This is a genomic window from Halopseudomonas sp. L-58, from assembly GCF_056859475.1.
This window is the reverse complement of record NZ_JBSXON010000027.1, coordinates 18,977-39,407: the sequence shown is the minus strand read 5'-3', so window position 1 is coordinate 39,407 and position 20,431 is coordinate 18,977. Positions and strand designations below refer to the sequence as shown.

Below are 20,431 nucleotides of genomic sequence, written 5' to 3'. Positions count from 1 at the left end.
CTCATGCCGTTTGGCTCCTTGGCTGGGTATCGAGCAGATCCAGGCTTTCCTCGGCTATCTGGCGTTCCTCATCGGTAGGAATTACCAGAATGGCCGGTGACCCTTTTGCCTCGATGCGACCTGCCTGGCCGCGCGGCAGTGCGCTGTTGTTGTCCGGGTCGATGCGCAGGCCCAGTACTGCCAGGTGCTTTAGGGTCAGTGCGCGGGTCAGCGCTGAGTTCTCGCCGATGCCGCCGGTAAAGATCAGGCCGTCGATACGCGGCAGGGCAACCGACAGACCGGCCAGCGAGCGAGCCAGGCGGTAGCAGAATACTTCGATCGCCAGCTGCGCGCCGCTATGGCCGTCGGCGCGGGCCTGCTCCAGCTCACGCATGTCGTTGGACAGCCCGGACAGGCCGAGCAGTCCGCTCTCGCGGTTGAGCAACTGCTCGATACGGTTCAGGTCCCAGCCGAGGGTGCGGGCCAGATGGGCGTGCAGGTTGGGGTCAACGTCGCCGCTGCGGGTGCCCATGACCAGGCCCTCAAGGGGCGTCAGCCCCATGCTGGTGTCCATGCTGCGTCCGTCCTGCACGGCGCAGCTGGAGCAGCCATTGCCGAGATGGGCGGTCAGCCAGGCACCGTTGCCCTTGCCGAGACCGGTCAGCAGACCGGCCTGATCGCTGACGTATTTGTGGCTGGTGCCGTGAAAGCCGTAACGGCGTACGCCGTGCACGGCGTACAGCTCGTCGGGCAGCGCGTAGCGGAAGGCGTGCGGCGGCATGGTTTGGTGAAATGCCGTATCGAACACCGCAACCTGTGGCGTCTGCGGCAGCAGCTGCATGGCGGCGCGGATACCGGTCAGGTTGGCCGGATTATGCAATGGTGCCAGCGGGACGTTGGCTTCGATGCCGGCGATGATGTCGTCGTTGAGCAGTTGCGCGCTGGTAAAGCGCTCTCCGCCATGGACCACCCGGTGGCCGACCGCACTCAGCGGTTGATCAAGATGGCGCTCAACCATTGGTAACAGGGCGTTCAGTGCATCCAGATGGGTCGCGTTGGCGAGCTCGCCGCGCTCACCGTCAGAGGTGGTGTAGCAGGCCTGCGAGGTGTTCAGTCGCTCGGCGATGGCGTCGAACAGGGCGCCCGGTGTGTCTTCGCGGCGCAGCGCCATCTTGATGGAGGAGCTGCCTCCGTTGATGACCAGGACCAGTCTGTTTGTCATGGGATTGTGCGAGTTCCTTTCAGCCGGATGTCATCTATGGACCGCCGGATATCGATTGCGTTCGGCTATCTTCCGGTGACCCACTGGTCGGGTCAAGCCGTGCGTTTCGGTGCCATAACGCGTACACTCGGGCCTCTTATACCCTCAATCACAGGAAAGAGATTATGCAGATTGCCGCCAACAAGGCCGTGTCCATCGACTACACCCTGACCAATGACGATGGCGAAGTGCTGGATTCGTCCGTCGGTGGTGCGCCGCTGGTTTACCTGCACGGTGCCGGCAATATCATTCCGGGCCTGGAAAAGGCGCTGGAAGGCAAGGCGGCCGGTGACGACGTCAAAGTAACCGTCGAGCCGGAAGAGGCCTATGGCGAGTTCAACGCCGAGCTGATCGCCGTGCTGGGTCGCAACATGTTTGAAGGTGTCGACGAGCTGGAAGTCGGCATGCAGTTCCACGCCTCCGGTCCGGATGGCAGCATGCAGATCGTCACCATCAAGGCACTGGAAGGTGATGAAGTCACCGTCGACGGCAACCATCCGCTGGCTGGCGAGCGTCTGACCTTTGAAGTGAAGGTTGTCGCGGTGCGTGACGCCAACGAAGAAGAAATCGCCCACGGTCATATCCACGGCGAAGGCGGTCATCACCACTAAGTGGTAATGGCAGCATGAGAACCGGGCCCTGGCCCGGTTTTTTTATGCCTGCCGGAACGCGCTGCTGCTTTCTGCTGATTGATTATTATCAGCGGTATTTATATTGGTGATTTCGCTCTATCAGGTGAAGTTGACCGGTCGTATAGTGCTCGGCATGAACACGATTCAAGATAAACGCGCGCGCATTCTCGCCTCGGGTACCAGCGTCATGCTGCGCAAGGGCTATAACGGCACTGGCGTGCAGGAGATTACCCAGGGCGCCGGTGTGCCCAAGGGGTCTTTCTATCATTACTTCGAGAGTAAGGAAGACTTCGCCATTCAGGCGCTGCACTACTACTACACGCCGCGTATCGAGCGTTTTGCCGATGCCCTGAGTGTGCCCGAGCTGTCGCCGCGCGAACGCGTTCTGCGTTGCTATCGTGATCTGGTTGGGTATTTCGCCAACCAGGAACAGCCCAGTCATCAGTGTTTCATTGGCAGCCTGTGTCATGAAATGGCGGAGGAAAGCCAGCCTATAGGCTATGCCGCCAGTGCCATCCTGCAGCGTTCCAATCAGGTGCTGGCTGACTGTCTGGCCCAGGCGCAGTCCGCAGGCGAGATTGCGGCTGATCAGAATCCGGCGGAACTGGCCGGGTTTATCAGCGCCGCCTGGGAGGGTGCCCTGTTGCGCATGAAGGCGGATCGTCAGATTGGTCCCTTGCGCGTGTTCATTCAGCAGCTGGAGCGTCTGCTTCAGCCCTGAAAGCTATTTCATCAAGACAAGACGACTGGTCAGCTCGCCTGCTGGCAGGCGCTCTGGTCTGTCCCCCCGTTCAGGAGATTATGTATGTCCACAGCCGTAACCCCGCTGTTCAAGCCCTTCACTCTGGGCAATCTGGAGCTGTCCAACCGCATCGTGATGGCGCCGATGACCCGTAACTTCTCGCCCAAGGGCGTGCCGAATCAGGCGGTGGTCGACTACTACCGTCGCCGCGCCGAATCCGGTGTCGGTCTGATCATCACCGAAGGCACCGTGGTGGATCACGTCGCGGCCAACGGCTACCCGAATGTGCCCCACTTCTATGGTGACGAGGCGCTGGCCGGCTGGAAGCAGGTTGTTGATGCCGTGCACGCCGCCGGCGGCAAGATTGCGCCGCAGTTGTGGCACGTCGGCAACGTCCGCCGCCTCGGCACCGAGCCGGATGGGGATGTGCCGGGTTACGGTCCGATGGAAAAGCAGAAGGATGGCAAGGTGCTGGTCAAGGGTATGACCCAGCAGGACATCGACGACGTGGTTGCGGCGTTTGCCAAGGCAGCCAGGGACGCCAAGGATGTTGGCTTTGACGCCATCGAGCTGCACGGCGCACATGGTTACCTGATCGACCAGTTCTTCTGGGAAGGTACCAACCAGCGTGATGACCAGTACGGCGGCAGCATGGAGAACCGTGGTCGCTTCGCCGTCGAGATCATCAAGGCAGTTCGCGCCGCTGTCGGCCCTGACTATCCGATCATCTTCCGTTTCTCCCAGTGGAAACAGCAGGACTACACCGCGCGCCTGGCCCCGACCCCCGAGCTGCTGGAGCAGTTCCTGGCGCCGCTGTCTGACGCTGGCGTGGATATCTTCCACTGCTCGCAGCGCCGCTTCTGGGAGCCGGAGTTCGAAAGCTCCGAACTGAACCTGGCTGGCTGGACCCGCAAGATCACCGGCAAGCCTTGCATTACCGTCGGCAGCGTTGGTCTGGACGGTGAGTTCCTGCAGTTCATGGTCAACACCGACAAGGTTGCCCAGACCGCCAATATCGACGGTCTGCTGGAACGTCTGGATGCGGACGAGTTTGATCTGGTTGCGGTTGGCCGCGCGCTGCTGGTTGATCCGCAGTGGGCCGACAAGGTGCGCGAAGGTCGCTTCGAAGACATCGCGCCCTTCAGCCGCGACGCGCTCAAGACTCTGGTCTGATTCGCAATGGCAGGCGCCCGGGCTATTTGCTCGGGAGTGCCTGTGTCAGCGCAGGCTGCCGTTCGGCGGCCTGCACAAGATAGCGCTCGAAACGGGTTACCACCGCACTCCAGTCCAGCTGGCAGGCCTTATGACGGGCATGCAGGCGGATGCTGCGACGTCCTTCCTGATCCGCCGTCAGCCAGCGCAGATTGTCGATGAATACCCGGTCGTGTGCGGGCGGCGCCAGGCTGCCGCTGTAGCGGTCCTGAATGTGCTGATGGGCTGCGGCGGTATCAAAGGCGCAGACCGCCAGCCCCGACGCCATGGCCTCGGTGACAACATTGCCGAAGGTTTCGGTCAGGCTGGGAAAGACAAAAATATCGGCGCTGGCATAGATTCGGGCCAACTCGTCACCCGTTTTTGCACCGGTAAAGATCGCCTCCGGCAGCTGTTTCTGCAGATCGGCAAGGGAGGGACCATCGCCAACGACGACCAGCTTCAGGTGGCTGTCTCGGGTGCTCTTCCCGGCTTCTTTCCATGCCCTTGCGAGCAGCTCGGGGTTCTTTTCCGGTGACAGGCGGCCGACATGCAGCAGTACCAGATCATCCGGGCCAACCCCCCAGTTGGCGCGCAGAGTGGCGTCTCGGCGGGCCGGATGAAAGCGCTCGCAGTCGACGCCGCGACCCAGCAGTCCCAGGTGATTCAGGCCCAACCGGCTCAGCTCGCGCTGCTGGGTTGAGCTGGCAACCAGGGTGGTCTGGCTCTGGTTGTGAAACCAGCGCAGATAGCGCATGGCGGGCTCGTGCAGCAGGCCGAGGTGAAAGTGGTCACTGTATTGCTGGAAATTGGTATGAAAACCGCTGACTACCGCAATGCCGAGCCGTCGGGCGGTGCGCAGGGCAGACCAGCCCAGTGGGCCTTCGGTTGCAATGTAGACGGCGTCCGGTCGGGCCTGGCGCCAGAGTCGGGTGAGCAGGCGCCCGGCAGGCAGTCCCCATTGCAGGGATGGGTAGCCGGGAATCGGCAAGCCGCGGACCCGGTGCTCCTCCAGACTGCCCTGTGCGGAGCTGCCCGGTTGCTCGCCGCGCTGTGCCGGACGGATCAGCTGCAACTGGTGCTGGCGGCCGAGCAGGCCGCTGCATAGCTGGCCAAGGGTGTTGGCCACACCATTGATCTGGGGTGGGTAGGTTTCTGTGACCAGCGCGAAGCGCCGGGCAGGGGCGAGGAATGTTGTCATGCTCCGAGTATGGTGAGCGGGCATGATCGCCGTGTTACATCGGTGTGACCATTTTATGAATCGCGTTGCTGGCGCTCACGTACCCACAGCAGCGTGGAGCCAGCGACGGCTGCGGGCATTACCAGCAGGTTCACCAGCGGAATCAGCATGCCAACGTAGACCGGCAGGCCGAAGCCGAGTGACAGGCTGCGGCGGGTCTGCATCCAGCGCAGCATGTCGGGGAAGCCGACCTTGTCGTTATCGGCCTGGTAGTCGACGTATTGCACGGCCATCATCCAGACCCCGAAGGCCAGCAACAGCGGCGATGCAATCAGGTTGACCACCGGTATCAGTGACAGCAGCAAAAGAGCGGCCATGCGTGGCAGGTAATAGGCCAGTTTGCGCAGTTCGCGACCGACGCTGTGCGGAATCACGGCGATGACGTCTTTCCAGCCTGTCTGCGGGCTGACTTCATTGCGCTCCTGCTCGGCAATTTTTTCGGCGAGAAAGCCATAAAAGGGGGACGCAATGATATTGGCCAGCACGCTGAAGCCGAAAAACAGCACCAGCAGGACCACCAGTGCAAACATCGGCCACAGCAGCCATTCGACAAAGGCGGCCCAGTCCGGGAGCTGTGGCATGAGTCTGGCCATCAGCAGGTTGAACTGCTGGATTCCCCAGCCGATGAGCGCGGCAAACAGCAGCAGGTTGGCTATCAGCGGGATGATCACAAAGCGCCGCAGCCCGGGTTGCCTGATGACCTGCCAGCCTTCCTTGAGGTAATCGGGGCCACGTAGTACATCCGTTACTTGCTTCATTGGTGCGGGTCCTGATGGAAACGTGTCTTGCAGAAATGTGCAGTGCTTCGCCGGGTACTATAGGGGTAAACTATTTGGCTGATACAGTCTTTGCAATTTCCACTTGTTTCAGGTCGCTATAAGCTGCGGCCTGTATTGCTCTGGAGGGTTGGATGAGCGTTCTGGTCAATCGTTCCGCGCCGGATTTCGTTGCTCCGGCGGTATTGGCTGATGGCAGCATTGTCGAGCACTTTGATTTCTCAACGCTGCGCGGCAAGTACGTGGTGATGTTCTTCTGGCCGCTGGATTTCACCTTCGTCTGCCCCTCGGAGATCATTGCCCATAACAACCGTATGGACAAATTCCGTGCGCTGGGCGCAGAGGTTGTCGGTGTTTCCGTGGACTCTCAGTTCACCCATTACGCCTGGCGTAATACCCCGGTGGAGAAGGGCGGCATTGGCCCGGTCGAGTTCACCATGGTCGCCGACGTCAAGCACGAGATTACCCGTGCCTACGGGGTGGAGCATGAAGATGGCGTTGCCCTGCGGGCGTCGTTTCTGATCGACCGCGACGGCATCGTCCAGCATCAGGTGGTGAACAATCTGGCGCTGGGCCGTGAAGTGGATGAAATGATTCGCCTGATCGAGGCGCTGCAATTTACCGAAGAGCACGGTGAAGTGTGCCCGGCCGGCTGGCGCAAGGGCCAGAAAGGTATGCAGGAGAGCGCCGAAGGCGTTGCCCGCTATCTGGCCGAGCACGCTGCCGAGCTTTGATCAACTGACTGGTTTTGGGGCAGTCGCTGCTGTTCAGGGTTCCCCTTACCCTCGGCTGCCCGTTTTATTCTTGCCGCCAGCGTGCTGGCGAAACTGGAGGTTTACATGTCTGAAGTGCGTCACACTCGCCTGATCATCCTGGGCTCCGGCCCGGCGGGCTACAGCGCTGCCGTTTACGCTGCGCGCGCCAACCTCAATCCGGTGCTGATCACCGGCATGCAGATGGGCGGGCAACTGACCACCACGACAGAAGTGGATAACTGGCCGGGCGACGTTGCCGGTGTGCAGGGGCCGGAGCTGATGGAGCGCATGCGTCAGCATGCCGAACGCTTCGAGACCGAGATCGTGTTCGATCACATCAACAAGGTGGACCTGACCCAGCGTCCGTTCACCCTGTGGGGTGACAGCGGTGAGTACAAGTGTGATGCGCTGATCATCGCCACCGGCGCGTCGGCCCGTTACATCGGCCTGCCGTCGGAAGAGGCGTTCATGGGCAAGGGCGTGTCTGCCTGCGCTACCTGTGACGGCTTCTTTTACCGCAATCAGGATGTCGCCGTGATCGGTGGTGGTAACACCGCCGTGGAAGAGGCGCTGTATCTGGCTAACATCGCCAAAAAGGTCACCCTGGTACATCGCCGTGATACCTTCCGCGCCGAGAAGATTCTGATCGACAAGCTGATGGCCCGTGTTGCTGAAGGCAAGATCGAGCTCAAGCTCAACGCCACGCTGGACGAAGTGCTGGGTGACGACAGCGGTGTGACCGGCATGCGCATCGCGCTTAACGCCGGCGGCACCGAAGATATCGCCCTGGCTGGCGTGTTTGTCGCCATCGGCCATACCCCCAACACCGGTCTGTTCGAAGGTCAGCTGGAGATGAAAGACGGCTACCTGAAGATCAAGAGCGGTACCGAAGGCAACGCCACCCAGACCAACATCCCGGGCGTCTTCGCCGCAGGTGACGTGGCTGACCACATCTACCGCCAGGCCATCACCTCGGCCGGCGCCGGCTGTATGGCGGCGCTGGATGCAGAGCGCTTCCTCGACGCGATGTAACCGCTGGTTCACAATGAAAGCCCCGCGTCAGCGGGGTTTTTTATTGAGCAACAGATACTCGGCAGGGAGGCGCATTTGACAGATTGGCTAGTGGTAATCGGACTGACCCTGATGGCCGGCATGGCAATGCCCGCCGGGGCCCTGCTGGCCGGGGTGGAGCGGGTGCGGCCCAAGTGGCTGGACCAGGAGCTGCGCCACGGCATCATCGCCTTTGGCGGTGGTGCATTGCTGTCTGCGGTCGCGCTGGTGCTGGTGCCCGAGGGTATTGCCAAGGTTGATGCACTGGCTTCGGCCAGCTGTTTTATCGTTGGCGGGCTGGCGTTCATGTGGCTGGATATCGCTCTGTACCGCAACAAGACGCCGGCCAGCCAGATGGCCGCAATGCTGTCCGACTTTGTGCCCGAGTCGATTGCCCTCGGCGCGGCCTTTGCTGCGGGTGGTCACAGTGGCCTGCTGCTGGCGTGTCTGATGGCGCTGCAGAATCTGCCCGAGGGCTTCAACGCCTGCCGAGAACTGCGGGCCAGCACCCATTACCCAATACGCCGCATTGCCAAGGGCTTTACCCTGATGGCGCTGCTGGGCCCGTTGTTCGGGCTGCTTGGGTTTGGCTGGCTGGCGGCCTATCCTGAGGCGGTGGCGGCGGTCATGCTGTTTGCCGCCGGCGGCATCTGTTATTCAGTGTTCCAGGACATCGCCCCGCAGGCGAAGCTGGAACGCAAGTGGGCCCCGCCAATGGGCGCGGTGCTCGGGTTTGTATTGGGCATGGTCGGGCACCAGTTGACGATGGGGTGAGCGCGGCGCAGATCGCCGAGCGGTTGTCGGTCAGTTGGGCTCGGCTTCGAGTCTTATGAAAAGGACGAACTACATGAAATCACGTTATCTGATGGTGGCAGCATCGTTCTCGCTTGCCGCTACAGCTTCGGCCAGCAGCTTTATTGGTACTACTGATGCCATCGGCTCCTCGCTGGCCAACAGTGCCGAGTCGAGCAGCAATGTCACTACCGGGGGGGACGACAAGGTAGTGCTGCAGGCACGGGACGATGCGGCCAGCTTTGTCGCCAGCGATGGTGCGATCCGCGGCGTGCATCTGGAGGCTGCACTGGCGCATTTGCGCGCTCGGCAACCAGCGTCGCCGGCCACCGATATGCAGCTGGCCGAGGATATTCTGGCCCGTTGAGCAAGGTGTTGACCGGCTTGCCGTGTCGGTTTGCCTTGCTGCTGGCGCTGATCTGGAGTGTGCAGATCAGCGCCGCCTTGCGACTGGAGCCCGAGCTGGCAGGGCTGACTTCGCAGCAGCAACGCTTTACATACGACCTGCTCGAACAGGTCGACGAACGCCTGCCGCCGCGCCTGAAGGAGCAGCTTGATCAGATCGTCAGTGTGCGCTGGGCAGGTGACCTCAAGCCGCGCGTGGTGGGGCGCGCGACCTTTAATCATGAAATTCTGCTGAGCGCGCGCCTGCTGGTTGATCAGGACGAGTTGTTGGCACAGCGCACTCTGGTGCACGAGCTGGCGCACCTCTATGACCGGTTGGGACCGGCCGGTCTCGACTGGCGCTGCGCTGCGCGGCAGCACGCTCAGGGCCCGGTAGGCTTGCCGCCCCATTGCCGCGGGCAGACCGAACGGCGCTTTCGGTTGCGCGATGATCCGCGATTACTGGATCTGGCCGGCTGGCCCGAGTGGGTCGGTGGCCGTGGTCGGCGTGAGCGCGAAAATCGCCAGTTGCTGCGCTCACCTGATGCCTATGAGTTAGGCAGTCCTGCCGAATTCGTCGCGGTTAATGCCGAGTACTTCCTGCTGGACCCGAGTTATGGGTGTCGGCGGCCAGCTCTCTATCGGTTTTTTGTTGAACACTTTGACTGGGCGCCCTTCGATACTCGCTGCCCTGATGTCTATCCTTACCTGAACGCGGGCGCCGACAATCACCAGTCGCTGCTCGGATGGCTCGATCCCGAGCGGGTGTACGCGGTGCATTACCTGCTGGCAGAGCCGGATCAGACGCTGGCCAGCCGCTGGGGGCACAGTATGCTGCGCTTGGTGGTCTGCGCGCCCGGGCGCCCTCGTGGGCCGGACTGCCTGCTCGACCTTGAGCAGGATCTGGTGTTGTCGTTCCGGGCCTACGTTGACGATGTGCAGCTGTCGCATTGGGATGGGCTGGTGGGGCAGTACCCGTCGCGGCTGTTCATGCTGCCGTTGGCGCAGGTGGTTGATGAGTACACCAAGCTGGAGTTGCGCTCCCTGCGTTCGGTGCCGCTGCAACTGAGTCGTGGCGAGATTGAGGGCGTTGTGCAGCAGGCTGCCCAGCTGCATTGGGCATATGACGGCCGTTACTTTTTCGTCGGTAACAACTGCGCCGTCGAGACGCTCAAGCTGTTGCGTACCGGCAGTCGTAGCGAACGCCTGATTGATCTCGAAAGCCAGACACCGATCGGCCTGCTGCAGTTGCTCGAAGCGCGCGGGATGGCAAACGCCAGTGTGCTGACTGATGCGACCGAGGCCCTGCGCCTGGGCTATCGATTCGATTCCTATGCTGAACGCTATCGGTCGATATTCGCGCTGTTGCGCGAGCGGCTGGGGGTTCAGGTCACGGGGTTTGAGCAGTGGCTGGCGCTGCCTCCCGAGGCGCGTGCGCGGTGGTTTGACCACGCCGATTTGCGTTCGACGGCGGCGTTATTACTGCTTGAGCAGGCAGCACTGCGACGGCAGCTTATTGACGCGCAGCATGCCCTGAAGGTGCGTTATCTGCGCGGTGCCGATAGTGAGGAGAGTGTGCGCGCCGCTGGAGAGCTGGTTGCAGCACTGCTTCGCGAACGTGGATTTCTCAGCCGTCCTGCGGATTTGCTGGCTGAGGGTTATGGTCTGCCGCAGCCGGAAGAATGGCAGGCGTTGAGTCAGCTTGGCGATCAGCGCAAGAACGTATTGCTGGGGTTGGAAGGCCAGCTGGAATCGGTATTGCCCGCGCTGCTGTCGGCTGAGCAGCAGCAACGTCTGGCGGCCGGGCAGCGCAATCTTGAACGGTTGCATGCGCAGGTCCGACGACTGAAAAGCGTTGAGAAATAACCGGGAGAGAATGTGCTGAAATCCATTCGTTGGGATCGAATGGTGCCCCGAGGGAGAATCGAACTCCCACTCTGTCACCAGAAACGGATTTTGAATCCGCCGCGTCTACCAATTCCGCCATCGGGGCAATGCAGGTGCGTACGAGCGTACGCTGGCTGGCGCGGAGTATACGGAGCCCGAACGGTCTCGGTCAATCCTGTGCGCGCTGGCTGATCGCCGTGGCAGCGGTTTTCGGCTACCATAGCGCCCTTTCCCAGGTAACTCCGGACTTCCTTAGCGCATGCGTCTCAGTGACTTTCATTTCGACCTGCCCGATGAGCTGATCGCACGGCATCCGCTGGCCGAGCGGCGCGCCAGTCGGTTGTTGTGCCTCGACGGGCCGACCGGCCAGCTGGCTCACCGTCAATTTGTCGATCTGCTCGAGTATCTGCGCCCCGGCGATTTGATGGTGTTCAACAATACCCGGGTAATTCCGGCCCGCCTGTTTGGTCGCAAGGAGACCGGCGGTGCGCTGGAAGTGCTGGTTGAACGAGTAGTCGACGAGTTTCGGGTGCTGGCGCACATTCGTTCCAGCAAATCCCCCAAGCCGGGCAGCCGTATCCTGATCGATGGTGGCGCCGAGGCCGAGATGGTGGCACGCCATGATGCGCTGTTCGAGCTGCGTTTTGCCGAGCCGGTATTGCCGTTGCTGCAGCGGGTCGGTCACATGCCGCTGCCGCCCTACATCGATCGCCCTGATGACGAGGCGGACCGCGAGCGCTATCAGACGGTGTATGCAAAGCGCGAAGGTGCCGTAGCGGCGCCGACCGCCGGGCTGCATTTCGACCGACCGCTGCTCGATGCCGTCGCCGAGTTGGGCGTGGAGACGGCGGAGGTCACCCTGCATGTCGGCGCGGGTACGTTCCAGCCTGTGCGGGTCGACAAGATCGAAGAGCACGTCATGCATCAGGAGTGGCTGGAGGTTGCGCCCGAGGTCGTGGCTGCGGTCGAGGCCTGCAAGGCGCGCGGCGGGCGGGTGATCGCGGTGGGTACCACCAGTGTGCGCTCGCTCGAGTCGGCTGCTCGCGATGGCGTGCTCAAACCGTTCAGTGGCGACACGGACATCTTTCTGTATCCGGGCAAGCCGTTTCATGTGGTGGACGCGCTGGTCACCAACTTCCACTTGCCCGAGTCGACCCTGCTGATGCTGGTGTCGGCGTTTGCCGGTTATCCCGAGGCCATGGCTGCCTATCGTGCAGCGGTGGCCGAAAAGTACCGTTTTTTCAGTTACGGTGATGCGATGTTCATCACCCGCAATCCGGCCCCGACCGGGCCTGAGGTATCGTCATGAGTCACATGTCCTTTGAACTGCTTGCCACCGATGGCAGGGCGCGCCGTGGTCGGCTGACCTTCCCCCGCGGGGTGGTCGAGACGCCGGCCTTTATGCCGGTGGGTACCTACGGTACGGTGAAGGGCATGCTGCCGCGCGATATCGAGGCGATCGGTGCGCAGATCATTCTCGGCAATACCTTCCATCTGTGGCTGCGCCCGGGGACCGAGGTGATCCGCAGGCACGGTGACCTGCACGATTTCATGCAATGGCAGGGGCCGATTCTGACCGACTCCGGCGGCTTTCAGGTATTCAGTCTGGGTGCCATGCGCAAGATCAAAGAGGAGGGGGTGTACTTCTCCTCGCCGGTTGATGGTGCCAAGGTGTTCATGGGGCCGGAAGAATCCATGCAGGTGCAGCGCGCGCTGGGCTCGGACATCGTCATGATCTTTGATGAGTGCACGCCCTATCCGGCGGATCTGGATACGGCTCGTCGCTCGATGGAGCTGTCGTTGCGCTGGGCCAAGCGCTCCAAGCAGGCCCACGGCGATAATCCGTCAGCGCTGTTCGGCATCATTCAGGGCGGTATGCACGAAGAGTTGCGCTTGCGCTCGCTGGAAGGGTTGAGCGAGATCGGTTTTGACGGCCTGGCGATCGGTGGTCTGTCGGTCGGCGAGCCGAAGGAAGAAATGATCCGCGTGCTGGATTTTCTGCCGGGCCACATGCCGCCGGAAAAACCCCGTTACCTGATGGGAGTAGGCAAACCCGAGGATCTGGTAGAAGGTGTGCGCCGCGGCGTGGACATGTTCGACTGCGTGATGCCCAGCCGCAATGCGCGCAACGGGCACCTGTTCACCGAGGCGGGCGTGATCAAGATCCGCAACGCGGTACATCGCCACGATGAGTCGCCGCTGGATCCGGCCTGTGATTGCTACACCTGCCAGCACTTCTCCCGCGCCTATCTGCATCACCTGGACAAGTGCGGCGAAATGCTCGGCAGCATGCTCAATACCATCCATAACCTGCGGCATTATCAGCGGCTTATGGCAGGTTTGCGCGGTGCCATTCAACAGGGTACATTGACCGCCTTTGTGGAAAACTTCTACGCCAAACTGGGCCGGCCGGTACCGCCGCTTGAGCCTTGAATGGCGGCCGGAGCGCCCCCATAACCGATTTTTCGCAGTTCAATAACAGGAGCGTCACATGAGCTTTTTCATCCCCGCCGCCATGGCACAGTCTGCAGGTGGCGCCGCACCGGCGGGTACCGGTTTTGAGTGGATTTTTCTGATCGGCTTCGTGGTCATCTTCTATCTGATGATCTGGCGCCCCCAGGCCAAGCGTGCCAAAGAGCACAAGAACCTGCTGGCGGGCCTGTCGACCGGTGATGAAGTAGTAACCGGTGGCGGCATTCTGGGCAAGGTCAAGAAAGTGACCGACGAGTTCGTCGTGCTGGAAGTGGGTGATAGCCAGGAACTGAAATTCCAGAAAGGCTCCATTGTTGCTGTCCTGCCCAAGGGCACGCTGAAAGCCATCTAATTACCTCGCAGACCCCGTTCCGGGCGCCATCAGGCGCCCGGACTGCTATCAGGCCCTGATATGCTCAACCGTTATCCCCTCTGGAAATACCTGCTGATCGTGACCGTGCTTGCACTGGGCGTGATCTATGCGTTGCCGAACCTTTATCCCGACGACCCTGCCATTCAGATCTCCGGCGCCAGCTCCACTCAGGTCATCGATCAGGCTGATCTTGACCGCATCGAGCAGGCGCTGGCTGCGGCCAATCTGCCGACCAAGGGCACCGAACTGGGTGCCAACGGCCGCTCCGGCCTGGTGCGTCTGGTTAATCGCAGTGATCAGTTGAAGGCGCAGGATGTTGTCCGTGACGCGCTCGGCGCGCGCTATGTTGTGGCGCAAAACCTGGCGCAGACCACGCCGGACTGGCTGTCTGCAATTGGGGCTGGCCCCATGACACTGGGTCTGGACCTGTCCGGTGGTGTGCACTTTCTGCTGCAGGTCGACATGGACAAGGCCATCGAGTCTCGGGTCAATGTCTACCAGAGTGAGCTGCGGGGCCTGATGCGCTCTGAGGGGATTCGCTATCGCAGTCTGCCGACCCAGGGCAACACCCTGCAGTTCGGCTTTGCCGACGAAGACCAGCGCAGTGAAGCCCGTCGCCTGATTGCCGGCAAGTACAACCAGTTTGTGACTGCCAATGCCGAGCTCAAGGATCAGGCTGTATTGCAGCTGACCCTGTCCGAGGCCGAAGTGGCTGCGATTCGCGATTACGCGGTGCAGCAGAACCTGACTACCGTGCGTAACCGGGTCAATGAGCTGGGGGTGGCTGAGCCGCTGGTGCAGCGTCAGGGTGCCAACCGTATCGTAGTGGAGTTGCCGGGCGTGCAGGATACCGCTGAGGCCAAGCGGGTTCTGGGCAAGACCGCCAACCTGGAGTTTCGTCTGGCGGCCGAGCCTGATGCGCCGCGCGCAACCACCGAGTCCTTTGCCTTCCGCAGCGCAGAGGGGCGTACGGCCGACGTTGAGCGCAGCATCATCATTACCGGTGACCAGGTCACCGACGCCCGTTCCAACTACGACGAGAACGGTCGCCCGCAGGTCAATATCAACCTCGACAGCCACGGCGGCGAGTTGATGAACCGTGCCACCCGCAGCAATATCGGTCGGGGCATGGCGGTGCTGTTCATTGAACAGCGGCAGGTCAACCGCAAGGTTATGCAGGAAGTTGATGGTGTGATGCAGGAGGTCGAGATTCCGGCGTTCGTCGAGGAAAAATCGATTATCAGTCTGGCCACCATCCAGAGCGCGCTGGGCAATCAGTTCCGCATCACCGGTCTGGACTCGCCGGCTGAGGCCTCCGAACTGGCGCTGCTGCTGCGTGCCGGCGGTCTGGCGGCCCCGATGCACTTCGTTGAAGAGCGTACGATCGGCCCGAGCCTGGGGGCAGAGAATATCGCCAAGGGTGTGACTGCCACTCAGGTCGGCTTTGCCCTGGTGCTGGTGTTCATGGTACTGGTCTATCGCGCCTTTGGTGTGTTTGCCGGTATCGCATTGAGCTTCAATCTGGTGCTGCTGCTGGCGTTGATGTCGATGCTCGGCGCCACTCTGACCCTGCCTGGTATCGCCGGTATCGTGCTGACGCTGGGTATGGCGGTGGATGCCAACGTGCTGATCTTCTCCCGTATCAAGGAAGAGATCGCCAACGGCATGTCGCCACAGCGCGCGGTGCATGAAGGCTTTGACAAGGCATTTTCAGCCATCGTGGACGGTAACCTGACTACCCTGTTGGTCGGGGTCATTCTGTTTGCCATGGGCTCCGGTCCGATCAAGGGCTTCGCCGTAACCCTGTCGCTGGGGATTGTGACCTCCATGTTCAGTGCCATCATGGTGACTCGCGCTTTGGTCAATCTGACCGTTGGCGGTCGCGACATCAAAAAGCTCTGGCTGTGAGGAAACACCGATGAACATTCGTAAAACCATTAATTTCCTCCGCCTGCGCAAGTTCTTCTATGTGGTTGCCGTTGCGCTGATGCTGGCGTCGGTCGGCAGCCTGGCGGTCAAGCAGTTGAACCTGGGTCTGGACTTCACCGGCGGTGCGCTGGTGGAGCTGAACTACAGCGAGGCGGCTGATCTTGAAGCCATTCGCGCCACGCTGCGCGAGAATGGCTGGGGCGATGCCGTGGTGCAAAACTTCGGTGCTTCTACCGACGTGCTGATCCGTCTGCCCAGCGATGACCCGAATCTGGGTAACCAGGTGGCCCAGATGATCAAGACCACCGATGGCAGTGATGTATCGGTCAAGCGGGTCGAGTTTATCGGTCCGCAGGTGGGTGAAGAGCTGCGTGATCAGGGCGGTCTGGGTATGCTGGTGGCGATCGCCGGCATCCTGCTGTATGTCTCTCTGCGCTTCCAGATGAAGTTCGCGGTGGCGGCGATTCTGGCGCTGGTCCACGACGTGATCTTTACCCTCGGGGTGTTCTCGTTTTTCGGGATTTCGTTCGACTTGACGGTGCTCGCGGCGATTCTGGCAGTGATCGGCTACTCGTTGAACGACACCATCGTGGTGTTCGACCGGGTGCGTGAGAACATGCGTCTGATGCGTCAGACCGAGCTAACCGACATCATCAACATCTCGACCACCCAGACGCTCGGTCGAACCATGGCCACCTCGTTCTCGACCATCCTGGTGCTGCTGGCGCTGTTCTGGTTCGGTGGTGAAAATATTCACGGCTTCGCCACGGCGCTGCTGATCGGTGTGGGTGTGGGTACCTATTCCTCCATCTATATCGCCGGTGGCCTGCTGGTGACCATGAAACTCACCCGGGATGATCTCATCCCGCCGCAGGTGGAAGAAGCGGTCGACGATAGGCCCTGAGCGCCGGCTTCGCCGGCGCAGCGGCAAGCCTCAAGAGGTAAGCTTCAAGCCGCAAGCTACAAGCTACAAGCTACAAGCGGCAAGAAAACCCGCGTCGGAACTGAATCCGGCGCGGGTTTTTTTGTTTTGGGTTGGCTTGAAGCTTACGGCTTGTAGCTTGCAGCTCAAAAAAAGGCCCACACCGGTCAGGATGTGGGCCTTTTTGTTCTGCCCCGTACGGCCAGCTTGCCGCTTGAGGCTTGCAGCTTGCGACTGGGCGTTACATCTTCATCCCGGGCGTCAGGTGCGGCTGAATGGCGGTCAGCACGGCCTTGAAGCACTTGGGGTTGCCCGCGACGATGTGGCCCTTGTCGAGGAACTGGTGGCCGCCGCTGAAGTCGCTTACCAGGCCGCCGGCTTCCTGGATCAGCAGGGCGCCGGCTGCCATGTCCCACTCGGCCAGGCCAAATTCCCAGAAGGCATCGAAGCGGCCGGCGGCAACATAGGCCAGGTCCAGGCTGGCAGCGCCTGCGCGGCGAATGCCGGCCGTCTGGCCGACCAGGCTGCGGAACATGCCGAGGTAGTTATCCAGCGAGTCGACCTGATTGGCCCGGAACGGGAAGCCGGTGCCGAGCAGGGCGCCTTCCAGTGACTTGCGGTTGCTGACGCGCAGGCGGCGACCGTTCAGTGCTGCGCCACGGCCACGGCTGGCGGTGAATTCTTCCTGACGAATGGGGTCCAGAATGACGGCATGCTCGATGCGGCCCTTGACCCGGCAGGCGATGCTGACGGCGAAATGCGGTACGCCGCGAATGAAGTTGGTGGTGCCGTCCAGTGGGTCGATGATCCAGACGGTATCGGCGCCGTCGCCGTGGCCGGGCTGGAAGCCGCTCTCTTCGGCCTGGATGCTGTGATCCGGATAGGCTTTGCGCAACTGGCTGATGATCGCCTGCTCGGCGGCGCGGTCGACTTCCGAAACATAATCGCGCGCGTCCTTTTCGTCCACGGCGAGCACATCGAGGCGTTCCATGGAACGGTAAATGAGCTCTCCTGCGCTGCGCGCGGCACGCAGGGCGATGTTCAGCATAGGCTGCATATGGGGTATGTCTCTGTCGGAAGATGAAAAGCCGGACATTGTAGCAGAGTTGAAAATGAACAGAAATGCGTCATGGCTATCAGGTCGCAGCTTTTGTAAGATGCAGGGTCCCATTTTTGGCTTGAAGGTGTCGCTGTGCTGAAGAACGTGCGTGTGGTGTTGGTCAACACCAGTCATCCTGGCAACATCGGCGGCGCTGCTCGGGCCATGAAGAATATGGGATTGTCCGAGCTGGTGCTGGTTGATCCCGAGCGCTTCCCCGATCCTGATGCGGTTTCTCGCGCCTCAGGTGCGGACGATGTGCTGGTCAATGCAAGAATTGTCGCGACGCTGGAAGAAGCCATCGCCGATTGCTCGCTGGTGCTCGGCACCAGTGCCCGCGATCGCCGCATTCCCTGGCCAGTGCTGGATCCGCGTGAATCCGCTGACAAGGTGCTGGATCAGCTGGAGCAGGTTGCGGACGCGCAGATCGCGCTGGTATTTGGTCGAGAGGACTCCGGTCTGACCACCGATGAGCTGCAGCGTTGCCAGTATCATGTGCATATTCCCTCGATGCCGGACTTCAGCTCGCTGAATCTGGCGGCAGCCGTGCAGGTGTTGGCCTACGAGCTGCGTATGCAGGGTTTGCAGCGTGAGGGTGCGCCCACCAAGATGCACAAGGTCGAAACCACTGCTGTTTTCAACGAGATTCCGGCGACCGCAGGCGAGCTGGAGCAGTTTTATCAGCATCTGGAGCAGGTGCTGGTTGAAATCGGCTTCCACGACCCTCAGAAACCACGGCAGCTGATGCCGCGCTTGCGCCGCCTGTACGGGCGGGTCCATTTGAATCGAATGGAGATGAACATCCTGCGCGGCATCCTGACCGAAACCCAGAAGGCCGTCGGCGTCAAAGCAGCCGGCGAGCGGAGAACCTGACCATGTTTGATCGCATGAAAGAAGATATCGCCAGTGTATTCCACCGTGACCCTGCCGCGCGCAACACGCTGGAAGTGCTGACCTGTTATCCCGGCTTGCATGCGGTCTGGTTGCATCGGGTGTCGCACGCTCTTTGGGTGCGCCGTGCCTACCTTTTGGCGCGCATGCTGTCGCACTTCGCCCGCTGGCTGACCGGCATCGAGATTCATCCCGGAGCCAAGATAGGTCGTCGCTTCTTTATCGATCACGGCTTTGGTGTGGTGATTGGTGAAACCACCGAGATCGGCAATGACGTTACGCTTTATCAGGGTGTAACGCTGGGTGGTACCAGCTGGGATCAGGGCAAGCGTCACCCGACGCTGGAGGACGGCGTCGTTGTCGGCGCCGGTGCCAAGGTGCTGGGGCCGTTTACCGTTGGTGCCGGAGCCAAGATTGGCTCCAATGCTGTTGTAACCAAGGCAGTGCCGGCTGGTGCGACCGCGGTCGGCATTCCCGGGCGCATTATTCCGAAGGACCCGGAGCCTTCCGCCGAGTGCGAGCAGCAGGCCAATCGTCAGGCCATGGCGGAAAAGCTCGGCTTCGATGCCTATGGCGTCAGTCGCGATATGCCGGATCCGGTGGCACGTGCTATCGGGCAGATGCTGGATCATATGCACGCGGTAGACAGTCGTCTCGAGGGCATGTGCAAGGCATTGAGTGAGCTGGGCAGTGATTATTGCGCCAAGGAGCTGCCGGCGCTTGGTGGTGAGGATTTTGATCTGCTCAAGGATGACGAGACGGATGTGGCGGCAACCGATGCCACTACTGAGAAGCCTTGACGGAGTTGCTGATGAATCAGCCGATTTACCTGGATTACGCTGCTACAACGCCGGTTGACCCGCGGGTCGCCGAGAAGATGGTGGCGTGCCTGACCATGGATGGCAATTTTGCCAATCCGGCTTCGCGCTCCCATGTCTACGGCTGGAAAGCGGAAGAGGCGGTTGAGAACGCGCGTCGTCAGGTCGCGGACCTGGTGGGTGCCGACCCGCGCGAGATTGTCTGGACCTCCGGCGCTACCGAGTCGGACAACCTGGCCATCAAGGGGATGGCGCATGCCTTGCAGGCCAGAGGGCGCCATCTGATTACCTCGAAGATCGAACACAAGGCGGTGATTGACTGCTTCAAGCTGCTTGAGCGGGAAGGCTTTGAGGTCACCTGGCTTGAGCCGGGGGCGGCGGGTGTCATTACGCCCGAGCAATTGCGTGCGGCGCTGCGCGAAGACACCGTGCTGGTATCGCTGATGCACGTTAATAACGAGATCGGTACGATCAACGATATTCAGGCCCTGGGTGAGGTTGCCCATGCCGCCGGGGCGGTGTTTCATGTCGATGCGGCGCAGTCGTCCGGCAAGCTGGCAATCGACCTGCAGACTCTGCCGGTTGATCTGATGTCCTTCAGCGCCCACAAGACCTATGGGCCAAAAGGCATCGGTGCGCTGTTTGTACGCCGAGGCCTGACGCCCAAGCCGCAGGCGCAGATGCATGGTGGCGGTCACGAGCGCGGGCTGCGCTCCGGTACCCTGGCGACCCATCAGATCGTGGGTATGGGCGAAGCCTTCGAGCTGGCCGGCAAGCTGATGAAAGACGAGGGGGCGCGAATTGCTGCTCTGCATGACGCGCTGCTCAAGGGCCTGGCCGGGCTGGACGGCGTCAGCCTCAACGGCAGCGCGGAACAGCGGGTGCCGCACAACCTCAATCTGGCCTTCGCTGGCGTTGACGGTGAGTTGCTGTTGCTCGCACTCAAGGATTTGGCGTTGTCGACCGGCTCCGCCTGTACCTCTGCCGCGGTCGAGCCCTCTTATGTGCTGCGCGGGATTGGTCTGAGCGACGAGCTGGCGCACAGTTCAATTCGTCTGTCGCTCGGGCGCTTCACCTCTGAGCAGGACGTGCAGCGGGCTGCCGAAATCATTTGTCAGGTGGTAACGCGCCTGCGTGCCGGCTGACGGTTTGCCGTCAGCTACGCTGCTGTTATCTATTTGTCTTTAACCTGCGTATAATCCGCAGGTTAACCATCTTTTGTAATTCTATTCTGTAAC

At 61.3% G+C, this 20,431-nt stretch carries 20 protein-coding genes and 1 tRNA gene; 16 read left to right on the top strand and 5 right to left on the bottom strand.

Annotation, left to right across the window (positions count from 1 at the left end; all coding sequences use genetic code 11):
- Position 1: 1 nt before the first annotated feature.
- On the bottom strand, positions 2–1,201 hold the full coding sequence (locus tag AC13EY_RS01555; protein ID WP_228247509.1) for an acetate/propionate family kinase: 1,200 nt from the start codon (positions 1,199–1,201) through the stop codon (positions 2–4).
- Between the two features lie 164 nt (positions 1,202–1,365).
- Here AC13EY_RS01555 and AC13EY_RS01550 point away from each other — a divergent pair, with 164 nt between their 5' ends.
- From AC13EY_RS01550 to AC13EY_RS01540, 3 genes are all read left to right on the top strand, one after another.
- On the top strand, positions 1,366–1,851 hold the full coding sequence (locus tag AC13EY_RS01550) for an FKBP-type peptidyl-prolyl cis-trans isomerase (protein ID WP_088274689.1): 486 nt from the start codon (positions 1,366–1,368) through the stop codon (positions 1,849–1,851).
- 154 nt (positions 1,852–2,005) lie between these two features.
- A complete protein-coding gene (locus tag AC13EY_RS01545; RefSeq protein ID WP_088274903.1) occupies positions 2,006–2,593 on the top strand; it encodes a TetR/AcrR family transcriptional regulator in 588 nt (195 codons plus the stop codon).
- Between the two features lie 84 nt (positions 2,594–2,677).
- On the top strand, positions 2,678–3,787 hold the full coding sequence (locus tag AC13EY_RS01540) for an NADH:flavin oxidoreductase (protein ID WP_228247508.1): 1,110 nt from the start codon (positions 2,678–2,680) through the stop codon (positions 3,785–3,787).
- Positions 3,788–3,809: 22 nt separating this feature from the next.
- Here the strand turns inward: AC13EY_RS01540 and AC13EY_RS01535 are convergent, their stop codons facing one another.
- Both AC13EY_RS01535 and cysZ read right to left on the bottom strand, forming a co-directional pair.
- Complete coding sequence (locus tag AC13EY_RS01535; RefSeq protein WP_228247507.1) at positions 3,810–5,006, bottom strand: glycosyltransferase family 4 protein; 1,197 nt, start codon at positions 5,004–5,006, stop codon at positions 3,810–3,812.
- Between the two features lie 53 nt (positions 5,007–5,059).
- A complete protein-coding gene (cysZ, locus tag AC13EY_RS01530) occupies positions 5,060–5,803 on the bottom strand; it encodes a sulfate transporter CysZ (protein ID WP_228247506.1) in 744 nt (247 codons plus the stop codon).
- 152 nt (positions 5,804–5,955) lie between these two features.
- On the opposite strand from cysZ, the gene AC13EY_RS01525 reads away from it, so the two are divergent.
- The 5 genes from AC13EY_RS01525 (at position 5,956) to AC13EY_RS01505 (ending at position 10,668) form a co-directional block, all read left to right on the top strand.
- Positions 5,956–6,555 carry a peroxiredoxin gene (locus tag AC13EY_RS01525; RefSeq protein WP_088274697.1) on the top strand — a complete coding sequence of 200 codons (600 nt, stop codon included), beginning with the start codon at positions 5,956–5,958 and terminating at the stop codon, positions 6,553–6,555.
- Positions 6,556–6,660: 105 nt separating this feature from the next.
- Positions 6,661–7,608 carry a thioredoxin-disulfide reductase gene (trxB, locus tag AC13EY_RS01520; RefSeq protein WP_228247505.1) on the top strand — a complete coding sequence of 316 codons (948 nt, stop codon included), beginning with the start codon at positions 6,661–6,663 and terminating at the stop codon, positions 7,606–7,608.
- A gap of 75 nt (positions 7,609–7,683) precedes the next feature.
- Positions 7,684–8,400 (top strand): ZIP family metal transporter, encoded by a 717-nt coding sequence (locus AC13EY_RS01515; RefSeq protein ID WP_228247504.1) that lies wholly within the window; start codon positions 7,684–7,686, stop codon positions 8,398–8,400.
- A gap of 73 nt (positions 8,401–8,473) precedes the next feature.
- Positions 8,474–8,785, top strand: coding sequence for a DUF2388 domain-containing protein (locus tag AC13EY_RS01510; protein WP_228247503.1), 312 nt, complete (start codon positions 8,474–8,476; stop codon positions 8,783–8,785).
- A gap of 5 nt (positions 8,786–8,790) precedes the next feature.
- Entirely contained in the window at positions 8,791–10,668 is a 1,878-nt protein-coding gene (locus AC13EY_RS01505) for a DUF7844 domain-containing protein (RefSeq protein ID WP_228247516.1), read from the top strand.
- A 40-nt stretch (positions 10,669–10,708) separates the two neighbouring features.
- Here the strand turns inward: AC13EY_RS01505 and AC13EY_RS01500 are convergent.
- A tRNA-Leu gene (locus AC13EY_RS01500) sits at positions 10,709–10,795 on the bottom strand.
- 153 nt (positions 10,796–10,948) lie between these two features.
- Here AC13EY_RS01500 and queA point away from each other — a divergent pair.
- The 5 genes from queA to secF are packed head-to-tail and all read left to right on the top strand — an operon-like array spanning position 10,949 to position 16,367.
- Positions 10,949–11,998 carry a tRNA preQ1(34) S-adenosylmethionine ribosyltransferase-isomerase QueA gene (gene queA / locus AC13EY_RS01495; RefSeq protein ID WP_228247502.1) on the top strand — a complete coding sequence of 350 codons (1,050 nt, stop codon included), beginning with the start codon at positions 10,949–10,951 and terminating at the stop codon, positions 11,996–11,998.
- Positions 11,999–12,003: 5 nt separating this feature from the next.
- Positions 12,004–13,122 carry a tRNA guanosine(34) transglycosylase Tgt gene (tgt, locus tag AC13EY_RS01490; RefSeq protein ID WP_228247515.1) on the top strand — a complete coding sequence of 373 codons (1,119 nt, stop codon included), beginning with the start codon at positions 12,004–12,006 and terminating at the stop codon, positions 13,120–13,122.
- A gap of 58 nt (positions 13,123–13,180) precedes the next feature.
- Positions 13,181–13,513: a preprotein translocase subunit YajC gene (gene yajC, locus AC13EY_RS01485; protein ID WP_088274707.1), complete on the top strand. Its 333-nt coding sequence runs from the start codon at positions 13,181–13,183 to the stop codon at positions 13,511–13,513.
- A 60-nt stretch (positions 13,514–13,573) separates the two neighbouring features.
- Positions 13,574–15,442, top strand: a complete 1,869-nt coding sequence (secD, locus tag AC13EY_RS01480) for a protein translocase subunit SecD (RefSeq protein ID WP_228247501.1) — start codon at positions 13,574–13,576, stop codon at positions 15,440–15,442.
- A gap of 10 nt (positions 15,443–15,452) precedes the next feature.
- Positions 15,453–16,367, top strand: a complete 915-nt coding sequence (secF, locus tag AC13EY_RS01475) for a protein translocase subunit SecF (RefSeq protein WP_228247500.1) — start codon at positions 15,453–15,455, stop codon at positions 16,365–16,367.
- 259 nt (positions 16,368–16,626) lie between these two features.
- On the opposite strand, the gene suhB is transcribed toward secF, so the two are convergent.
- Positions 16,627–17,442, bottom strand: coding sequence for an inositol monophosphatase family protein (suhB, locus tag AC13EY_RS01470; RefSeq protein ID WP_228247499.1), 816 nt, complete (start codon positions 17,440–17,442; stop codon positions 16,627–16,629).
- A 135-nt stretch (positions 17,443–17,577) separates the two neighbouring features.
- Here suhB and trmJ point away from each other — a divergent pair, with 135 nt between their 5' ends.
- The 3 genes from trmJ to AC13EY_RS01455 are packed head-to-tail and all read left to right on the top strand — an operon-like array spanning position 17,578 to position 20,338.
- Positions 17,578–18,357 (top strand): tRNA (cytosine(32)/uridine(32)-2'-O)-methyltransferase TrmJ, encoded by a 780-nt coding sequence (trmJ, locus tag AC13EY_RS01465; protein WP_228247498.1) that lies wholly within the window; start codon positions 17,578–17,580, stop codon positions 18,355–18,357.
- A 2-nt stretch (positions 18,358–18,359) separates the two neighbouring features.
- The gene (cysE, locus tag AC13EY_RS01460; protein WP_228247497.1) at positions 18,360–19,175 is read left to right on the top strand and encodes a serine O-acetyltransferase; all 816 of its coding nucleotides are present in this window, start codon (positions 18,360–18,362) and stop codon (positions 19,173–19,175) included.
- A gap of 11 nt (positions 19,176–19,186) precedes the next feature.
- The gene (locus tag AC13EY_RS01455; RefSeq protein WP_228247496.1) at positions 19,187–20,338 is read left to right on the top strand and encodes an IscS subfamily cysteine desulfurase; all 1,152 of its coding nucleotides are present in this window, start codon (positions 19,187–19,189) and stop codon (positions 20,336–20,338) included.
- The last annotated feature ends 93 nt before the right edge of the window (positions 20,339–20,431 follow it).

Excerpts from the sequence above, each read along its gene's own strand:
- AC13EY_RS01555 (WP_228247509.1), bottom strand. The coding sequence starts at position 1,201 with ATGACAAACAGACTGGTCCTGGTCATCAACGGAGGCAGCTCCTCCATC.
- AC13EY_RS01550 (WP_088274689.1), top strand. The coding sequence starts at position 1,366 with ATGCAGATTGCCGCCAACAAGGCCGTGTCCATCGACTACACCCTGACC.
- AC13EY_RS01545 (WP_088274903.1), top strand. The coding sequence starts at position 2,006 with ATGAACACGATTCAAGATAAACGCGCGCGCATTCTCGCCTCGGGTACC.
- AC13EY_RS01540 (WP_228247508.1), top strand. The coding sequence starts at position 2,678 with ATGTCCACAGCCGTAACCCCGCTGTTCAAGCCCTTCACTCTGGGCAAT.
- AC13EY_RS01535 (WP_228247507.1), bottom strand. The coding sequence starts at position 5,006 with ATGACAACATTCCTCGCCCCTGCCCGGCGCTTCGCGCTGGTCACAGAA.
- cysZ (WP_228247506.1), bottom strand. The coding sequence starts at position 5,803 with ATGAAGCAAGTAACGGATGTACTACGTGGCCCCGATTACCTCAAGGAA.
- AC13EY_RS01525 (WP_088274697.1), top strand. The coding sequence starts at position 5,956 with ATGAGCGTTCTGGTCAATCGTTCCGCGCCGGATTTCGTTGCTCCGGCG.
- trxB (WP_228247505.1), top strand. The coding sequence starts at position 6,661 with ATGTCTGAAGTGCGTCACACTCGCCTGATCATCCTGGGCTCCGGCCCG.
- AC13EY_RS01510 (WP_228247503.1), top strand. The coding sequence starts at position 8,474 with ATGAAATCACGTTATCTGATGGTGGCAGCATCGTTCTCGCTTGCCGCT.
- queA (WP_228247502.1), top strand. The coding sequence starts at position 10,949 with ATGCGTCTCAGTGACTTTCATTTCGACCTGCCCGATGAGCTGATCGCA.
- tgt (WP_228247515.1), top strand. The coding sequence starts at position 12,004 with ATGTCCTTTGAACTGCTTGCCACCGATGGCAGGGCGCGCCGTGGTCGG.
- yajC (WP_088274707.1), top strand. The coding sequence starts at position 13,181 with ATGAGCTTTTTCATCCCCGCCGCCATGGCACAGTCTGCAGGTGGCGCC.
- secD (WP_228247501.1), top strand. The coding sequence starts at position 13,574 with ATGCTCAACCGTTATCCCCTCTGGAAATACCTGCTGATCGTGACCGTG.
- secF (WP_228247500.1), top strand. The coding sequence starts at position 15,453 with ATGAACATTCGTAAAACCATTAATTTCCTCCGCCTGCGCAAGTTCTTC.
- suhB (WP_228247499.1), bottom strand. The coding sequence starts at position 17,442 with ATGCAGCCTATGCTGAACATCGCCCTGCGTGCCGCGCGCAGCGCAGGA.
- cysE (WP_228247497.1), top strand. The coding sequence starts at position 18,360 with ATGTTTGATCGCATGAAAGAAGATATCGCCAGTGTATTCCACCGTGAC.
- AC13EY_RS01455 (WP_228247496.1), top strand. The coding sequence starts at position 19,187 with ATGAATCAGCCGATTTACCTGGATTACGCTGCTACAACGCCGGTTGAC.